Annotated in this window: 16 protein-coding genes, 1 other RNA gene and 1 riboswitch; of the genes, 9 read left to right on the forward strand and 8 right to left on the reverse strand. The window is 61.7% G+C overall.

Going from position 1 to position 15802, the window contains the following annotated elements:
• The first annotated feature begins 92 nt into the window (after positions 1 to 92).
• The 8 genes from AR689_RS23495 to ssrA all read left to right on the forward strand — a co-directional run bounded on the left by AR689_RS23495 (position 93) and on the right by ssrA (position 6489).
• Positions 93 to 482, forward strand: coding sequence for a hypothetical protein (locus AR689_RS23495; RefSeq protein WP_502685997.1), 390 nt, complete (start codon positions 93 to 95; stop codon positions 480 to 482).
• On the forward strand, positions 479 to 937 hold the full coding sequence (locus AR689_RS02340) for a pilus assembly protein TadG-related protein (protein ID WP_082697752.1): 459 nt from the start codon (positions 479 to 481) through the stop codon (positions 935 to 937). The genes AR689_RS23495 and AR689_RS02340 overlap by 4 nt, the downstream gene beginning before the upstream one ends.
• Before the next feature lie 83 nt (positions 938 to 1020).
• Positions 1021 to 2139, forward strand: coding sequence for a peptide chain release factor 2 (gene prfB / locus AR689_RS02345; protein WP_062066567.1), 1119 nt, complete (start codon positions 1021 to 1023; stop codon positions 2137 to 2139).
• A gap of 188 nt (positions 2140 to 2327) precedes the next feature.
• Positions 2328 to 3092 carry a cell division ATP-binding protein FtsE gene (gene ftsE, locus AR689_RS02350; RefSeq protein WP_017198501.1) on the forward strand — a complete coding sequence of 255 codons (765 nt, stop codon included), beginning with the start codon at positions 2328 to 2330 and terminating at the stop codon, positions 3090 to 3092.
• Positions 3089 to 4003 (forward strand): permease-like cell division protein FtsX, encoded by a 915-nt coding sequence (gene ftsX / locus AR689_RS02355; protein WP_024817336.1) that lies wholly within the window; start codon positions 3089 to 3091, stop codon positions 4001 to 4003. Before ftsE ends, ftsX begins: the two co-directional genes overlap by 4 nt.
• Positions 4004 to 4058: 55 nt before the next feature.
• Complete coding sequence (locus AR689_RS02360; protein WP_062066259.1) at positions 4059 to 5474, forward strand: M23 family metallopeptidase; 1416 nt, start codon at positions 4059 to 4061, stop codon at positions 5472 to 5474.
• Positions 5475 to 5550: 76 nt separating this feature from the next.
• Entirely contained in the window at positions 5551 to 6021 is a 471-nt protein-coding gene (smpB, locus tag AR689_RS02365) for an SsrA-binding protein SmpB (protein ID WP_017198498.1), read from the forward strand.
• 99 nt (positions 6022 to 6120) lie between these two features.
• Positions 6121 to 6489, forward strand: a transfer-messenger RNA (tmRNA) gene (ssrA, locus tag AR689_RS02370).
• A gap of 144 nt (positions 6490 to 6633) precedes the next feature.
• Here the strand turns inward: ssrA and AR689_RS02375 are convergent.
• Positions 6634 to 7002 (reverse strand): hypothetical protein, encoded by a 369-nt coding sequence (locus AR689_RS02375; protein ID WP_231745417.1) that lies wholly within the window; start codon positions 7000 to 7002, stop codon positions 6634 to 6636.
• Positions 7003 to 7033: 31 nt separating this feature from the next.
• Between AR689_RS02375 and AR689_RS02380 the strand changes: the two genes are divergently transcribed.
• On the forward strand, positions 7034 to 8494 hold the full coding sequence (locus AR689_RS02380; protein WP_082697753.1) for a DHA2 family efflux MFS transporter permease subunit: 1461 nt from the start codon (positions 7034 to 7036) through the stop codon (positions 8492 to 8494).
• Positions 8495 to 8512: 18 nt separating this feature from the next.
• Here AR689_RS02380 and AR689_RS02385 read toward each other — a convergent pair whose 3' ends face one another.
• The 7 genes from AR689_RS02385 to AR689_RS02415 form a co-directional block, all read right to left on the reverse strand.
• Positions 8513 to 9226, reverse strand: a complete 714-nt coding sequence (locus AR689_RS02385) for a metal-dependent transcriptional regulator (protein WP_062066268.1) — start codon at positions 9224 to 9226, stop codon at positions 8513 to 8515.
• A gap of 9 nt (positions 9227 to 9235) precedes the next feature.
• Positions 9236 to 10060: a class I SAM-dependent methyltransferase gene (locus AR689_RS02390; RefSeq protein ID WP_231745421.1), complete on the reverse strand. Its 825-nt coding sequence runs from the start codon at positions 10058 to 10060 to the stop codon at positions 9236 to 9238.
• Positions 10061 to 10137: 77 nt separating this feature from the next.
• Positions 10138 to 11547 carry an aminotransferase class V-fold PLP-dependent enzyme gene (locus AR689_RS02395; RefSeq protein WP_062066270.1) on the reverse strand — a complete coding sequence of 470 codons (1410 nt, stop codon included), beginning with the start codon at positions 11545 to 11547 and terminating at the stop codon, positions 10138 to 10140.
• Between the two features lie 31 nt (positions 11548 to 11578).
• Positions 11579 to 11692: riboswitch (SAM riboswitch) on the reverse strand.
• Positions 11693 to 11872: 180 nt separating this feature from the next.
• Entirely contained in the window at positions 11873 to 12685 is an 813-nt protein-coding gene (gene hisN / locus AR689_RS02400) for a histidinol-phosphatase (RefSeq protein WP_062066273.1), read from the reverse strand.
• Between the two features lie 55 nt (positions 12686 to 12740).
• A complete protein-coding gene (rsgA, locus tag AR689_RS02405; protein ID WP_062066276.1) occupies positions 12741 to 13856 on the reverse strand; it encodes a ribosome small subunit-dependent GTPase A in 1116 nt (371 codons plus the stop codon).
• Positions 13857 to 13858: 2 nt separating this feature from the next.
• A complete protein-coding gene (aroA, locus tag AR689_RS02410; protein WP_062066279.1) occupies positions 13859 to 15241 on the reverse strand; it encodes a 3-phosphoshikimate 1-carboxyvinyltransferase in 1383 nt (460 codons plus the stop codon).
• 6 nt (positions 15242 to 15247) lie between these two features.
• Entirely contained in the window at positions 15248 to 15763 is a 516-nt protein-coding gene (locus AR689_RS02415; RefSeq protein ID WP_062066281.1) for a DoxX family membrane protein, read from the reverse strand.
• Positions 15764 to 15802 lie beyond the last annotated feature (39 nt).

The raw sequence follows: 15802 nt of genomic DNA on the forward strand, positions 1-15802 counted from the left end.
GGGTGCGGGAGGCCCTGTGTTTGCCGGCCAGGTCTTCTGGCAGCACTGCTGGTAGCTCTGCACATCCCGCAGCACAGCAGGGTAGCGCCGTCGTGGAATTCACATTCCTCGCATTGCTGCTCATGGTCCCCGTGGTCTATTTCGTGGTGACTGTCGGCCACATCCAAGGCGGGTCGTTTGCGGTGGTGGGCGCTGCGGATCAGGCCGCAAAGGTCTTCGTAGCTCAAGGGGACCCGGACAGTGCGAGGATTGCTGCGGAGCGCAGCGTGCTTGTTGCCCTGAAGGACTATGGTCATTCACCCGAACTTGCCACCGTATCGATTGATTGTGATCGAGCGGGTTGTTCATCGGCCGGTACAACGGTGACCGTGACGGTGAATCTGGATGTTTCGTTGCCTTTGATGCCGTTCGGGGACTCGCTGCAGTTGGAGGCAATCCGGGTGAGTGCTTCGGCATCGCAGGTCGTGGGGCGTTACCAGTGACGGCGGTCTTGTCAGGAAACAATCCACGGGAAGAGGGTCAAATAACCGTTCTCATCGTGGGCTTCGTGCTCTTGTCCCTCCTGCTCGCTTCCGTGGTGATGGCTGCTTCAGCCGTGTACTTGGAGCATAAGAAGCTGCTGTCCTTGGCCGACGGAGCGGCGCTCGCGGCCGCGGACTCCTACACTGTGGGGGATATCGGGCGAGGCAGTATTCCTGCTACTTCCTTGGTGGATGGGAGAGTGCTGGCGGCAACATCCTCGTACCTCGAGGCCAGCCAGGCTTTTTCACGGCACCAGGACCTGGCTGTCGCGGGAGGTACAGGAAGCGAGCCCGGCGGGACGGCGGTTGTAGTCCTCACCGCCGTGGCGCACCCTCCCGTGATCAGTTTTCTGTTGCCCGATGGGATTCTGATAGAGGCGAAGGCAACGGCCCGATCCCGGCTGACCCAGGAATGATCCGCACGGCAGGGAGCCAACCCTCGGGCACAGCTTGGGGGAGCCGTCAGAGAGTGCAACGGATAGCGTACGCTGGGATGACCATGGCTGAAATTGATTTTCCCGCGGAAATCCGCGCACTTCGAGCAACGTACAGCTCCATCGAAAACGTCACCGATGTCGAAGCCCTCAAGGCTGAGATCGCTGAGCTGAGCGAGCAGGCCGGGGCCCCGGACCTTTGGGACGATCCTGCTTCCGCGCAAGTAATCACCTCGCGTTTGTCGCACAGGCAGTCTGAAGTTGAGCGCCTCTCCAAACTTGATTCCCGGATTGACGACCTCGAAGTCCTGGTGGAACTCGGCCAGGACGAGGGCGATGAGGATTCCATGGCGGAAGCCGCCAAGGAACTTTCGTCCATCCGCAAGGCTCTTGCGGACCTTGAAATAACCACCCTCTTGTCAGGGGAGTATGACGAACGCGAGGCTGTTGTCACCATCAGGGCGGGAGCCGGTGGCGTCGATGCTGCTGATTTCGCCGAGATGCTGATGAGGATGTACCTCCGGTGGGCGGAACGCCACGGCTATCCCACCACTGTTATGGACACGTCCTATGCTGAAGAAGCGGGCCTGAAATCCGCCACGTTCGAAGTGAAAGCACCCTACGCCTTCGGCACGTTGAGTGTCGAGGCCGGCACGCACCGACTGGTCCGCATCAGTCCCTTCGATAATCAGGGGCGCCGCCAAACGTCCTTCGCCGCAGTTGAAGTCATCCCGTTGATCGAGCAGACAGACTCGATCGACATTCCGGATAACGAGATCCGTGTGGACGTCTTCCGTTCCTCAGGTCCGGGTGGTCAGTCCGTCAACACCACTGACTCCGCCGTACGGTTGACGCACATCCCGACGGGCATTGTGGTCTCCATGCAGAACGAGAAATCCCAGCTTCAAAACCGGGCCGCCGCCATGCGGGTCCTCCAGTCGCGATTGCTGCTGGTTAAGAAGGAACAGCAGGACGCGGAAAAGAAAGCTCTTGCCGGAGACGTTAAGGCGTCCTGGGGCGATCAAATGCGTTCCTACGTTCTCAACCCCTACCAAATGGTCAAGGACCTGCGTACGGAACACGAAGTGGGCAACACTTCGGCGGTTCTTGACGGAGAAATTGATGACTTCATCGACGCCGGTATTCGCTGGCGTACGGGCAACCGAAACGCAGCAGCCAACTAGGAGACGTAAAGCGTGACTTGGGCCACGTGATGCTTCGGATTCTGCGACACGCCTGTGAAAGCTGCGGAATCACGGCTCACTCGTGCGTATAGTCGAGTGGCCGGTGCTCTCACTTCCCCCATCGAAAGCCCGTGCTCCGGCTGTTGGACTGGGCGGCTACGTCATGTCCGGCGGGGTTCTAAAGGGCCATGATCAGATTTGAGAATGTCACCAAGGTCTACGAGCAGAATGCCCGACCGGCACTCGATTCTGTGAGCCTTGAGATCAACCGCGGCGAATTCACCTTCCTGGTGGGTGCCTCAGGCTCAGGTAAGTCCACCTTCCTTCGGTTGATCCTGAAAGAGGACAAAGCCTCGTCCGGTTCCGTGTACGTTGCTGGCCAGAACGTTGCCAACATATCGAGCTGGCGTGTGCCGAAGCTCCGGCGTGGAATCGGCGTTGTCTTCCAGGACTTCCGGTTGCTCCCGCAGAAGAATGTTTTCGCGAATGTGGCTTTTGCCATGCAGGTGATTGGAAAGAGCCGCTCGATTATTCGGGAGACAGTGCCGGAGGTCTTGAAGACCGTTGGCTTGGAGGGCAAAGAACGCCGTATGCCCCATGAACTTTCCGGTGGCGAACAGCAGCGCGTGGCGATCGCGCGCGCCGTCGTAAACCGCCCTGGCATTTTGCTGGCCGACGAACCGACCGGAAACCTGGACCCCATCACCTCGATGGGAATCATGGGAGTCCTGGACAAAATCAACCAGAACGGGACCACTGTTGTCATGGCAACCCACGACGACGACATCGTCAACGAGATGCGCCGCCGCGTGGTGGAACTCAAGAACGGCAAGGTTATTCGCGACGAAGCGAAGGCCCTGTACACCTCGATGATTCCGGTAGTTGGGGAGTCGCGCCGCTTGAGGGATGCCAGCGGCGAGGAACTCAACCGCGCGCAGGGGGCACAGCTGTGAGGCTCTTGTTCATCCTGGGGGAAATTGGCAGTGGGCTGCGCCGAAACCTCTCCATGGTAATTTCCGTGGTCCTGGTAACTTTTGTTTCCCTGACGTTCGTCGGTGCGGCAGGAATGCTGCAGATGCAGATCAATCAGATGAAGGGCTTCTGGTACGACAAAGTCCAAGTGGCCGTCTTCCTCTGCAATGACGGTTCGACGGCGGTCGGCTGTGCTTCGGGTTCGGCCACCAAGGAACAGCAGGCGAACCTTCAGGCGATGCTTGAATCTCCGGCGGTCAAACCGTACATCAACGATTTCCAGTTTGAATCCCAAGCCGAGGCGTACAAGCATTTCAAGGAGCAGTTCTCCAATTCGCCGATTGTGGATTCCGTTTCTGAAGACCAGCTCCCGGCTTCCTTCCGGATCAACATGAAGAACCCTGAGAAGTACGAGATCATCAGCGAGACGTTTTCCTCGCAGCCAGGTGTTGAAACGGTCAGCGATCAACGGCAGGTGCTGGAACGTATCTTTTCCTGGATGAACGGGGCCTCAGTTGCGGCCATAGGTGTCGCGGCGGTGATGATCTTCTGCGCGGTCCTGCTGATCACCACCACCATCAGGTTGTCGGCGTTCAGCCGACGGCGAGAGACGGGAATCATGCGTTTGGTGGGAGCGTCAAAGATGGTGATCCAGTTGCCGTTCATCCTCGAAGGTGTCATTGCCGCCGTTGTGGGGGCGCTCCTTGCCTCCGTCACGCTCTGGCTCATGGCGCACTTCTGGCTCAACGGTGATTTGTCGAGGCAATTCCTGAATACCCCGTTCATCTCTTCCACTCAGGTCTTGGTGATCGCGCCGGTGCTGGTGGCACTCGGCGCCGGGCTGGCTGGTATCTCTTCACTGTTGACCCTTCGGCGTTACCTGAAGGTGTAGCTGTGGACGCCCTGACTGAAACAACTGCCATGCTGACAATCGAAAAGGACTCCTGATGACCACGTTGGACCCGAACCCCCTGCGCCGACGCTTTGCGTCCGGCCATGCTCGGTTTCTGGGGGCGGTTCTTGCCGTGGGCCTGGCAGTCAGCCTGCTGTCCGGAGCTCCAACTGCGCAAGCAGACAGCCTCGAGGACCAGCAGGCTGCCCTGGAGGCAGAAGCAGCCCGGGTCCAAGCTTCGCTGGAGTTCGTTGACTCAAACATCGCGAAGGCCGCCGGGGACCTTGTGATCTATCAAGGCCGGCTTCCTGGCGCTCAGCAGGCCCTGCTTGAGGCGCAGGGGCGTGTTGCAAGCGCGGTCAAGGAAGTAGAGGCGCTTGCTGCAAGGGTAGAGCTCGCCCAGCAGAACAAGGCCAAGATTACGGAGCAGTTGGAGAGCGATAAGCAGAAGATCACTGACACGAAGAAGCTGATCGGTCAGATCGCCTCCCAGGCTTACAAGTCCGGTGGCGTGCCCACCAATATTGCGCTTCTCTTCGGGTCCAGCGAATCCGGCAGCCTGACTGAGTCCATGGACTTGGCTGATCAGGCCATGCGAAGCCAAAACGCGGCGATGACTAAACTCACCCAGCAGAACGCCACCAACGTGAACTCGCAGGCGAGGCTTGTTGCCGTGGAAGAAGAAATCCAGGACCTGAAGAGCAAGGCGGAAGCCGCGCTGGCACGCGAGAAGTCGGCAAGGGATGAAGCTGCGAGCAAGAAAGCTGAAGTCGACAAGCTGATTGAGGACACCACCCGCCTGAACGGACAACTTCAAGCTGCCAAGCCCGGCATCGAAGCCAACCTTGCGCGGGTCAAGGCTGAACAGAGTACGGTCGCTGCCGAAATCGTGGAGCGCGACCGTAAGCTGCGGGAGGCCTGGGAGGCGGAACAGCGGCGGATTGCAGAAGCTGCCGCGGCCGCTGCCGCGGCTGCTGCAGCCGCCCAAGGAAGGCCTGCGCCTCCTGAGCCGCCGTATTCTCCTCCGCCCGCGGGTTCGCCGTCAGCGTTCGGTCTCCGTCACCCCTTCGCAAGTGCTGTCCCCATCACCTCCGGATTTGGTTGGCGGGCAACACCGCCAGGCACCATTGATTTCTATGGCACCGGCGGTTATATGCACACGGGGATCGACTTCGGGGCGGCGTGCGGCACGCCTGTCTATGCCGCGGCTGCGGGTGAAGTCTTCAATTCTGGATGGAACTCGGCCGATGGCGGCGGATGGCGAGTGAAAATCTCCCACGGCGTGGTGCAAGGCAACTCGCTGACCACCATCTATTACCACAACAGCAGCATTGTGGTGGCGAATGGCCAGCAGGTATCGGCGGGGCAACTCATCGCCTACTCGGGGAGCACAGGTAACTCGACAGGGTGCCACGCACACTTCGAAACCTGGCTCAACAGTGCCGCAGTGGACCCCATGACCCTCCTGTAGAGTGCTCACAGCGCGCGGAGGCTCCGCCGCGCTGGCGTACACTAGTTGAAATTCGCATCTAACAAGGAGTTCTACCGTGCCCAAGGAAAGTGGCCGTAAGGTAGTGGCCACCAATCGGAAGGCCCGGCATAACTACCATGTCCTGGATACCTATGAGGCAGGCATTGCCCTCATGGGAACCGAGGTGAAGTCCCTCCGTGAAGGCCATGCCTCCATGGTTGATGGCTTCTGCACGTTCTACAACGACGAGCTGTGGATGGAGGGCATCCACATCCCCGAGTACCACCAGGGGAGCTGGACCAACCATGCCGCCCGTCGGCGTCGTAAGCTCTTGTTGCACCGGGATGAACTGGACAAGATTTCGCAAAAGATCCGCGAGTCCGGTTTTACCGTTGTACCTCTCCAGTTGTACTTCCTGGACGGCCGGGCCAAGGTGGAAATCGCCATTGCCCGCGGCAAGAAGGATTACGACAAGCGGCAGACCCTCCGCGAGCAGCAGGATAAGCGTGAATCACTGCGCGAGTTGCGGGAACGCAACCGACGCTAGCAACACTGTGTCCGGGGAATGATCCACCGGATGAATGCGTTATGATAGGTAGTCCGACGGGAGTCCAAAGACTCCTGGTGGGTTTGGTAACAAAATAACGGGGATGATCGGTTTCGACGATGTTAGTCGCGACAGGTGAAGCGGGCCGAGGATGCAGAATTATCTCGTAAACGCTGTCTGCAAACCAATAAGTGCCGAATCTAAGCGCACTGACTTCGCTCTCGCTGCCTAAGCAGTAAGACAGTCCGTCAGCCCGGGGTTGCTATCGCCCCGGTTCCTGGCGTCATTTAGATAGCCACTGCTGTTTGCCTTCGTCATTGAGGTAAACGGGACTCTTAGATGACTGGGCCCGGATCAGCCACTTGTTCGCAGGATGGCTGGGGCCGAGAAATTCCGACGCGAACTGCGCCCGGAGAAGCCCTGACAAAACGACATCGGACGGGGGTTCAATTCCCCCCATCTCCACCCCGGAAAGCCCTCGGATCCTTGTGATCCGGGGGCTTTCTTTGTGTAGACTGCAGCAGCGTTCACCTGCGGCGTAGAGACTACGAGCCAGGGCTTGGCGCTTGTAGTGGATAGACGCTTCGGCGCAGTGGGAAGGCAAGCTCCAGGCTAGTCCTTGCGAACGTCCACCACACCGACGAATCTGCTGCCGACGCCCTCATATTCGCTGCGGACGTCACCGAGGAACAGTTCGGGGAGTTCGCTGTTCCGGTGGGTTCCACAGAAAACGAAGGAAAAGTCCGGCCACCATTTCTTGGGACGTACAGCCTCGGTGTATCCACACACGGCACACGTCAGGTGGACCCAGACAGGTCGTTTGCCGGTGCGGTTGGCCCGGGACTGTACCAGCCACGCAGGCGGGTTGTCCTGCATGTCCCTGAGATCTGTCTCGGAGAGGCGGGACGGAATGCCGTGGCGCTGGGCCATTTCCATCGAAATATCCAGGGCCAATGCGGCGTCACGTCTGCTAATCACCATTCAACGATACGGGACTTTCGCGGCGTAGGCTGTGCACATGACTGACGCAGCGGCCCTGCTGCCGAGTACCCCGCTCCAACGGCGCGTCCTCGTGGTGGCAATTGTGGCTTCATTCATCGCCATCCTTGATGGTTTTGTGGTGAATCTCGCACTCCCGGCCATCGGACGTGAACTGGGCGGTGGCTTGGTCATCCAGCAGTGGGTGGTGGATGCGTATCTGCTGACGCTGGGGGCGCTGATCCTGGTAGCGGGCTCGTTGTCCGACCATTTCGGCAGAGCAAGGATCCTTGAATGGGGACTGGCCGGTTTCGCCCTGACGTCGGTGATGTGCGGGTTGGCGTGGACCGGCGAAGTGCTGGTGGTTTCCCGGGCACTGCAGGGAATCGCAGGTGCCCTCTTGGTTCCGAGTTCGCTCGCCATGATCATCTCGTCGTTCTCAGGCCCGGCGCAGTCGAAGGCCATTGGGCAGTGGTCCGGCTGGACAAGCGCGGCGGCCATTGTGGGTCCGCTCATCGGTGGTGTCGCTGTGGACTTGCTTTCCTGGCGGTTCATCTTCTTCATCAACGTCATTCCCGCGGTGGCCATTTGGCCCATGCTTGCCGGGCTCCGGGCGTCCGATGCTGCGAGGGACAAGAGCAAGAGCATTGATTACCTGGGAGCTGTCCTGGCCATGGTGGGCTTGGGCGGGGCGGTGTATGCGTTTATCGAACAGGGAAGGATGGGGTGGAGCAGCCCTCAAGTCTGGGTTCCGCTCCTGCTGGGCTTAGCGGCCATGGTGCTGTTCCTCATCCACGAGTCCCGTACTGCTGAGCCCATGTTGCCGCTCAGGCTCTTCGGTATCCGCAATTTTGCCTGGGGTAATCTCGCCACCCTGGCCATCTATGCCGCCATCTCCCTGGGGTTCTTCGTGTTGGGCATCTATCTGCAGCAGGTGGGCGGCGTGGGAGCGACTGTGGCGGGTATGGCGCTGCTTCCCGGCACAGTCATTCTGATGCTGGGTGCGTCCTACTTTGGCGGCCTTGCAGGGAAATACGGCCCACGATGGTTCATGACGATCGGCCCGCTGCTGTGCGCGGTGGGTTTCCTGATGTCGCTCAGTGTTCAAGAGCCCCTCAACTACTGGACACAGGTGCTGCCCGGCCAGATGGTGTTTGGCCTTGGACTGGCGACTCTGGTGGCGCCGCTTACGGCCGCAATTCTTGGTGCCGTCCCGCCGGAGGAGGCCGGAATTGGTTCTGCAGTAAACAACGCCGTAGCGCGTATTGCGGGTCTGATCTCCATAGCCTTCGCCGGGGTCATTGTGGGGCCGGTCTTTACCCGGGATGGCCTTTACAACGCCTTGCTGGTGACAGCAGGTCTATTCCTGATCGGTGCCTTGGCATCGGCGGCAGGGATTCGCAATCCTGTGCGGGAGGGCACCGCGCCAGTTGTTGGCGAACCTGCTGAAGAGTCCGACGACGACGACGGCGGTGCGGCCGGGCAGCGCGGCTGACCGGCGTCATGAGTCGGCTTAGCGGGCCGGAAGAACGCACCCCTCGTGCGTCTCGGAGCTCTGGACCCACAACGCCGAGGAGACTTCGTCCGCGAGGTCGAACTCGCGGCCTTGGGCTCCGCTGCCGATACGTACCACCAGTGCACCGCCGAAGGGCTTACGACCCACCACTTCAACCCGGGCATCCAAGGCGATCTCTTCCGAGGCAAGGTACCGGAGCAAGTCAGGGTTCTCGTCACTGATACGCGTGATACGGCCCGAGTGGCCCTGATCCAATTCGATCATTCGGTAGGCGTGCGGCAACTCAACCGAACCGTCAGCGGACGGAATCGGGTCTCCGTGAGGGTCCCGGAGAGGATGGCCGAGTTTGGCCGACATGCGTTCGATGAAGGTATCGGACACCGCATGTTCCAACATCTCGGCTTCGTCGTGGACTTCGTCCCAGCTGTAGCCGAGCTCCTCCACCAGGTACGTCTCAATGAGGCGGTGCCTGCGCACCATGGAGAGCGCGAGGCGCATGCCATCGGAAGTCAATCTGATGGCGCTGTAGGGTTGGTGGTCAACCAGGCCCTGGTCCTTGAGCTTGCGCACCATCTCGGACACTGATGAATTAGCCACTCCCAGCCGCTGGGCGAGCTGGGACGAGGTAATCGGCTTGTCCTGCCACTCCGTGTAGGAGTAGATGACCTTGACGTAGTCCTCAATCGAGGAGGAGGGCGTACTGGTCTTCACACCCCAAGCCTACCGTGGCGCTGGACCCTGAATCTTGAATGCCCGCCAGGTTTGCGTCATGTAGGGCACGGGGATGGCTTCGCCGGGGGCATGACCAAGGTGGTCGTACAAGTACCATGTCAGGTTCCCCATGACTTTTGCCCGGGTGGCGTCGTTAGCACGGAGATAGTAGCTGCGGGATTTGGTCAGTTCCATGATGTCCTCCGGAGTCAGTGCATCCTCCCACGTGGTCAGGTGGCTTTCCAGCCCCCTGAATTCCGGGCCGATGACTGGCCGGAATCCGGGCTTATGGACATCGCCCGCATGCATGATGCGGGAAAGGCGATGTACCCAGGGATGTGAAGTGTCCAGCTGGTTCCAGATCAGCCCCAGGACCCCATGTGGCCGCAGGATCCGTGCGATCTCCGTGCTCGCTGCGAGGGGCTCGCACCAGTGCCAGGCTTGGGCAACACTGACGACGTCGAATGCTGAGTCCGCCAGTCCAGTTGCCTCTGCCGTTCCCTCCTGCGCATTGACGTGGGGGTAGGCCTTGTGTAGTTGCTCCAGCATGTCCGTGGAAGGATCGACGGCGGCAACCTCCAGTCCGCGGTCCACGAGGAGAGCCGTGAACTTGCCGGTGCCCGCTCCGAGATCAGCCGCGGAATGCGCCTCCGGCGGGACGAGCCAGTCCACTGAATCAGCGGGATAACCCGGACGCACGCGGTGGTAATGTTCCCCGCCGTCCTGAAAGCTCTGGCCAAGTTCGAGCCTGCGGGTGGCATGCAGCTTTGGGCCTCGCGGTCCTGCTGGTCCGGGGATGCCGGCCGCATCGCTCGCGACGCCCTGGGAGGGCAGGGACACGCAGAACTCCTTCGGAGGGTGGCTGAAAGTACCCTACGAATTTACCGCATGGAATCTGGCCGCCACTGCTTCTAGTCGACAGTGCAAGGCGCTGCGCCTGCAGTGCCCGGAGTGTTCGGTGCCCACTCGGGGTAGCTGCGGTGGTCGTTGGCCGGAACCCAGCGGCCTTCGTCCACCACGTAGTCCCAGCCGAGTCCGTTGCGCTTGAGTCCTTCGATGCCTGCGAGCAGTCTGGTGGCATCCTCCAACCGGGAGCCGACGCCGAAGCTGGCGCGCAGGGATCCCGAGGGAAGGCCGAGGCGCTTGAGGAGCGGGTGCGCGCAGAAGCGGCCATCACGCAGGCCCACGCCGTGCTCCGCCGCGAGATAAGCAGCCACCAATCCGGCGTCGAATCCTTCTACCGAGAAGTTGACCACGCCGATGGTGTCCAGCGAGTCACTGAAGATCTTGTGGACAGTCACGCCGTCGATCGCTTCCAAGCCCTTGACCAGGTAGGAGCGGATGGCGGATTCATGGGCGTGCCACGCGTCCTGGTCCAGCCCTGCCAGCACCTGGGTGGCCCGGGCGAGTGTCGCGGCGCCCAGCACATTGGGGGAGCCGCCTTCGTGTCGCGCGGGTCCAGCGGCCCAGCTGACCGAGTCCAAACGGGCTTCACGAACAGCGCCGCCCCCGGCAAGGTGCGGAGTCCCGGCGTCGAGCCAGTCCGAACGGCCCACCACGACGCCGGCGCCAAAGGGGGCGTAGAGCTTGTGTCCGGAGAAGACCAGGTAGTCGACGTCAGCCTCGGTGATGTTGATTCGGCGGTGCGGCGCGAGCTGGGCTGCGTCCACCACTATTCGTGCGCCGTGTTCGTGGGCCAGCGAAGCAAGCCGGGCGATGGGAAGGATTTCGCCTGTAACGTTCGAGGCGCCGGTGACGGCCAGCAGGCTGACTCCGCCTTGGGCAAGCTCGGCGCGGAGCTTGTCCAGCGTCTCGGCCAAAGTTGGCGCCGCGACGACGCTGCGGTGGGGGACTCCTTGCCAGGGAAGCAGGTTGGCGTGGTGCTCGATGTCCAGGTAGAGGACCTCGCCGGTGAATTCGCCGTCCACCTGCGGCAGGCATCCGGCCAGGAGGTTCAAGGAGTCCGTGGTGTTGCGTGTGAAGATCACGGAATCATCAGGCCTGCCGCCGACGAAATCCCGGACGATGTTCCGTGAATTCTCGTACACCGAGGTGCTGATTTGGGAGGCGTACCCGGCTCCCCGGTGAACACTGGCGTAGTAGGGCAGGACCTCGTTGAGGTGGGCCGAGACAATGGTCAAGGCCGGCGCCGAAGCGCCGTAGTCGAGGTTGGCGTAGCGGACGTGCCCACCCTGAATCAGTGGGGCCTGCAGCTCGGCGCCTGTGACCGCGGCGAGCGGACGTGCCGCCGCAGCCGCCTCTGCGGCGGTCTCCTCAACGAAAGACGGAAGGGGGTTTGAGTCGAACGTGACAGTGCTCATGGGACCTCACTCAAGAGGGACCCCCATAGGGGATCCGCGCTTGCCGCATCCGTTCCGGACCGGCCGGGTCGTCACCCGGGGCACCCCACCGCGAATGGAGGGTTGCCGGCCAGCAAACCGGGGTTTAGCGCTGGCACTCGTGACCTGTAAAAAAGGCTAAGGCACGTCCGGGCGCCCTTCCAAAGCCGCTTCCCTTTGTTAAGCCTTTTGTTACGTCGAATGGCAATCGCCCACTTGACCGAATAAAAGACGGCGAAGGCTCCTCAAAGAGGGCCTCCGCCGTCGAAAATTCCGTCGCACGTCTGACGAGCGAGGAGGGCAAGGATTAAAGAAGGTCGTCCAGGCCGGGGTTGAGCCGCTTGAGGACCTCCGAGTGCAGGATCGAGTTCGTGGCCAGGGCATTGCCGCCGAAGGGGCCGTCTTCGCCCTCCAAGGACGTGAACCGGCCGCCGGCCTCAGTGACGATGGGGACGAGGGCTGCCATGTCGTAGAGGTTCAACTCGGGCTCACAGGCGATGTCTACCGCGCCCTCGGCCACGAGGCAGTAAGACCAGAAGTCACCGTAGGCGCGGGTGCGCCAGATGTCTTCGGTGAGCCCCATGAATTCATCCAGGTTGCCGCGTTCCTTCCACCCCGAGAGGCTGGAATATGACATCGAAGCATCGGCCAGGCGGGAAACATTTGACACCTTGAGCCGCGTTGCCGAGGCGAGGGAGCGGCCCATGTAGGCGCCCATGTCCTTGGCAGCCCACCATCTCTTGCCCAAGGCCGGCGCACTGACTACGCCCACCACTGGTTCCCCTTCGTCGACGAGGGCGATCAGCGTTGCCCAGACCGGCACGCCGCGGACAAAGTTTTTGGTGCCGTCAATGGGGTCGATGATCCAACGGCGCGAACCGTGTCCACTGCTGCCGAACTCCTCGCCGAGGACCGCATCCCGCGGACGGGAACGGGACAATTGGCCGCGGATTGCTTCCTCGGCGGCCTTGTCAGCGTCAGTAACCGGCGTGAGGTCGGGCTTGGTTTCGATCTGCAGGTCCAGTGCCTTGAAGCGATCCATGGTCTGGGCGTCGACTGAATCAGCGAGGACATGGGCAAGGCGCAGGTCATCGTTGTAGGTGGAAACGGGTTGGGTCATGCCACCAAACTATCCTGAAACGTTCGCTGCAGTGGGGAGGTGAAGCCGGCAACGATTAGTTGACCGTTCCCAGCTCCTTGGTCTCTTTCGCTTCGAGCCTTGGGTCCGCACCGAGCAGGCGGCGCAGGGAGGTCAGGCGTGCTACCCCTGATGGGCCGGCATGGCCATCGTTCACCCATGCATCCAGACCGCAGTTAGTGGCGTTGGCACCATGCTTGCAGCCGCGGTCGCAGGTCTCCGTGCCGGGCTCGAGATCCGGGAAAGAATGCAGGATCCGGTCAGGGTCCACATGGGCCAAGCCGAAGGATCGAATGCCGGGAGTGTCAATGATCCAGCTGCCGGAGGGAGCATCGTCAAGTTTGAGTGCCAAAGCCGAGGATGAGGTGTGCCGGCCCCGGCCTGTCACCGCGTTGACACCGCCCGTGGCGCGCTCCGCACCTGTCAGGGCATTCACCATGGTGGATTTACCCACGCCGGAGTGGCCGAGCATGACCGTGACTTTTCCGCCGAGGTGTGAGCGCAGCTGGGATACTGCGTCCTTGTCCAGGCGGGCTGAGAGCCCGTCGTCCGAGCGGGCATCGATGCCGCCGGCCTCGGAATCAGCGGTGCGGCTGATGATCACGGGAAAGTCCAAGCTCAAGTAGTTGGCAAGGAGTTCGGCCGGGTCTTTGACATCCGCTTTGGTGATGAGCAGCAGCGGCTCAATACCGGCGTCGTATGCTGCCACCAGCGCACGATCAATGAATCCGGTACGCGGTTCGGGGTTGGCTGCTGCAACAACCACCACGAGTTGATCGGCATTGGCCACCACAACCCGTTCAATGGGGTCGGTATCGTCAGCACTGCGGCGGAGCAGCGTCTTCCGCTCTTCCACCCGGACCAGGCGCGCCAGAGTGTCGGGTGAGCCGGAGACGTCCCCGACCAAGGCGACAAAGTCGCCAGGGACAACGGGATTACGCCGCAGTTCACGGGCACGGGCTGCAATAACGATGCGTTCTTCGGCGGAATCTTCGCCAACAATTGCCCTGTACCGTCCGCGGTCCACGGTGATGATCCTGCCAATCACGGCGTCATCGTGGCTGGGGCGGTCTTTGGTGCGAGGCCTGGATCCTTTTTTGCTGGGACGGATCCGGACATCGGATTCGTCCCAGGAGCGTGCGTCACGGCCCATGGTCAGTTGCTGGCCTCATCGAGATCGTCGGTGTCATCGGTTCGCCGCAGCATAGCTCCCCACATGTGCGGGAACTCCGGCATGGTTTTGGACGTCGTGGCGATGTCTTCGACTTGCACGCCTTCGACTGCGAGCCCAAGGATGGCGCCGGCGGTGGCCATGCGGTGGTCGGCGTAGCTGTGGACCACGCCACCGTGCAGGGCAGCCGGGCGGATCACCAAGCCATCGGCGGTTTCTTCAGCGTCGCCTCCGAGCCCGTTGATCTCGGCAACCAACGCGGCGAGCCGGTCAGTTTCGTGGCCCCGGAGGTGGGCAATACCGGTCAGTCGCGAGGGCCCTGTGGCCAAGGCGCACAAGGCGGCCACAGTGGGTGCCAGTTCGCTGGTTTCATCGAAGTCGGCACCCTTGATTTCGGCCCCGCCGGTCACCGTCAGTGTTCCGTCCTTGAACGTTACCTCTGCTCCCATGGCCGCCAGGATGGTGCGCCACTGATCGCCCACTTGCGTGGTGCCGGCAGGCCAATTTGGAATGCGGACGGTGCCACGAGTGGCCAGAGCCGCGGCCAGGAAAGGTCCTGCGTTGGAGAGGTCTTGTTCGATCCGCTGGTCGAAAGCCCGGATGGGGCCGGGCGAGACCCGCCAGTGGTTGGGCACTGAATCATCCACGACCACGCCGACGCTGCGGAGCACTTCCACAGTCATGGTGATGTGGTCCAAGCTGGGAACCGGCTTGCCCACGTGCTCCAGATGCAAACCCTCAACGAACCGGGCGCCGACCAGCAGCAACGCGGAAACGAACTGCGAGGAAGCGCTGGCGTCAATCACCAGGTGGCCGCCCCGGACCTCGCCGGTACCGTCTACGGCAAAGGGGAGGGACGACGGCGTCCTGCCGCCATCTGCTGCTACCGGGACTCCGAGGGCGATCAGGGCTTCGATGATGGTCCCCATGGGCCGCTTGCGGGCGTGAGGGTCGCCGTCGAAGACTGTGACGCCGTTACGGAGCGCAGCCAGCGGCGGGACGAACCGCATGACGGTTCCCGCAAGTCCACAGTCGATCGCCGTCTGAGGGCCTGACGCAGACGGGTCCAGGGGCGAAATCTCCAAGTCCGGACCGAAATGGCCGTCGCCGGGTACCTCGGTGACGGTGGCGCCCAACTGCTGGAGGGCTTGGATCATGAGGGCAGAGTCGCGGGAATGAAGCGGAGCACGCAATCTTGAGGGACCATCCGCCAAAGCCGCCAACACCAGGAACCGATTGGTGAGCGACTTTGAACCGGGGACCGTCACTGTTGCGTCCACTGGCCCTTGGGCGTACGGGGCCGGCCAGAGTGGCAGCGTGGTGGCGGGTTTACGTGGTTCGGTGTTTGCGGCGGTGGTACCGGTCATGCTTCCTTATGCTCCAACTGCGTTGTCAACGGCCTGGCGAACTGCTTTGTCTGCACGCTTGATCTGCTTGCCCGTCACCTCCTTGGCATCGGCGGCCAAATGCTCTGCCCGCCAAGCGATGCTGGGGCGCCCTGCGGTATCAACCGAGGCCAGAAGGACACCGCCCGTGAGGGAAATGTTCTTCAGCAACCGGGCCTTGCGGGCGCTGCGGCCTTCTTTGGTGCTGATGTCGGCAGAACGCCACTCGACGTAGGAGTTCAACGCCGAGGTGACGGTGAGAACCGTAGCGGCGAAGCGGGAAAGCTTGCCGAGCCCGAGGAGGGCTCCGGCTCCCAGCTGGGCTCCGCCGATCAGGCGCGCAAGGGTCTTTTCGTCAGCCTTGAAGGGCAGGGACTCGGAGGCGCGACGAAGGACGGGTGAGAGTTGCTTCGCAGTGTCGTCCGCGTTCCTGAGCTTGTCCAGCCCTGCGACGACGAAGCTGGACGCGAGCATGGGACGTGCGAGAAAACGGATAACAGACATGTCTTGCCTCCTGGATGGCTTGCCACATTAGTTCGATGA

Origin of the sequence: Arthrobacter sp. EpRS71, from assembly GCF_001512285.1 — a bacterium.
Classification (GTDB): Bacteria; Actinomycetota; Actinomycetes; order Actinomycetales; family Micrococcaceae; genus Arthrobacter.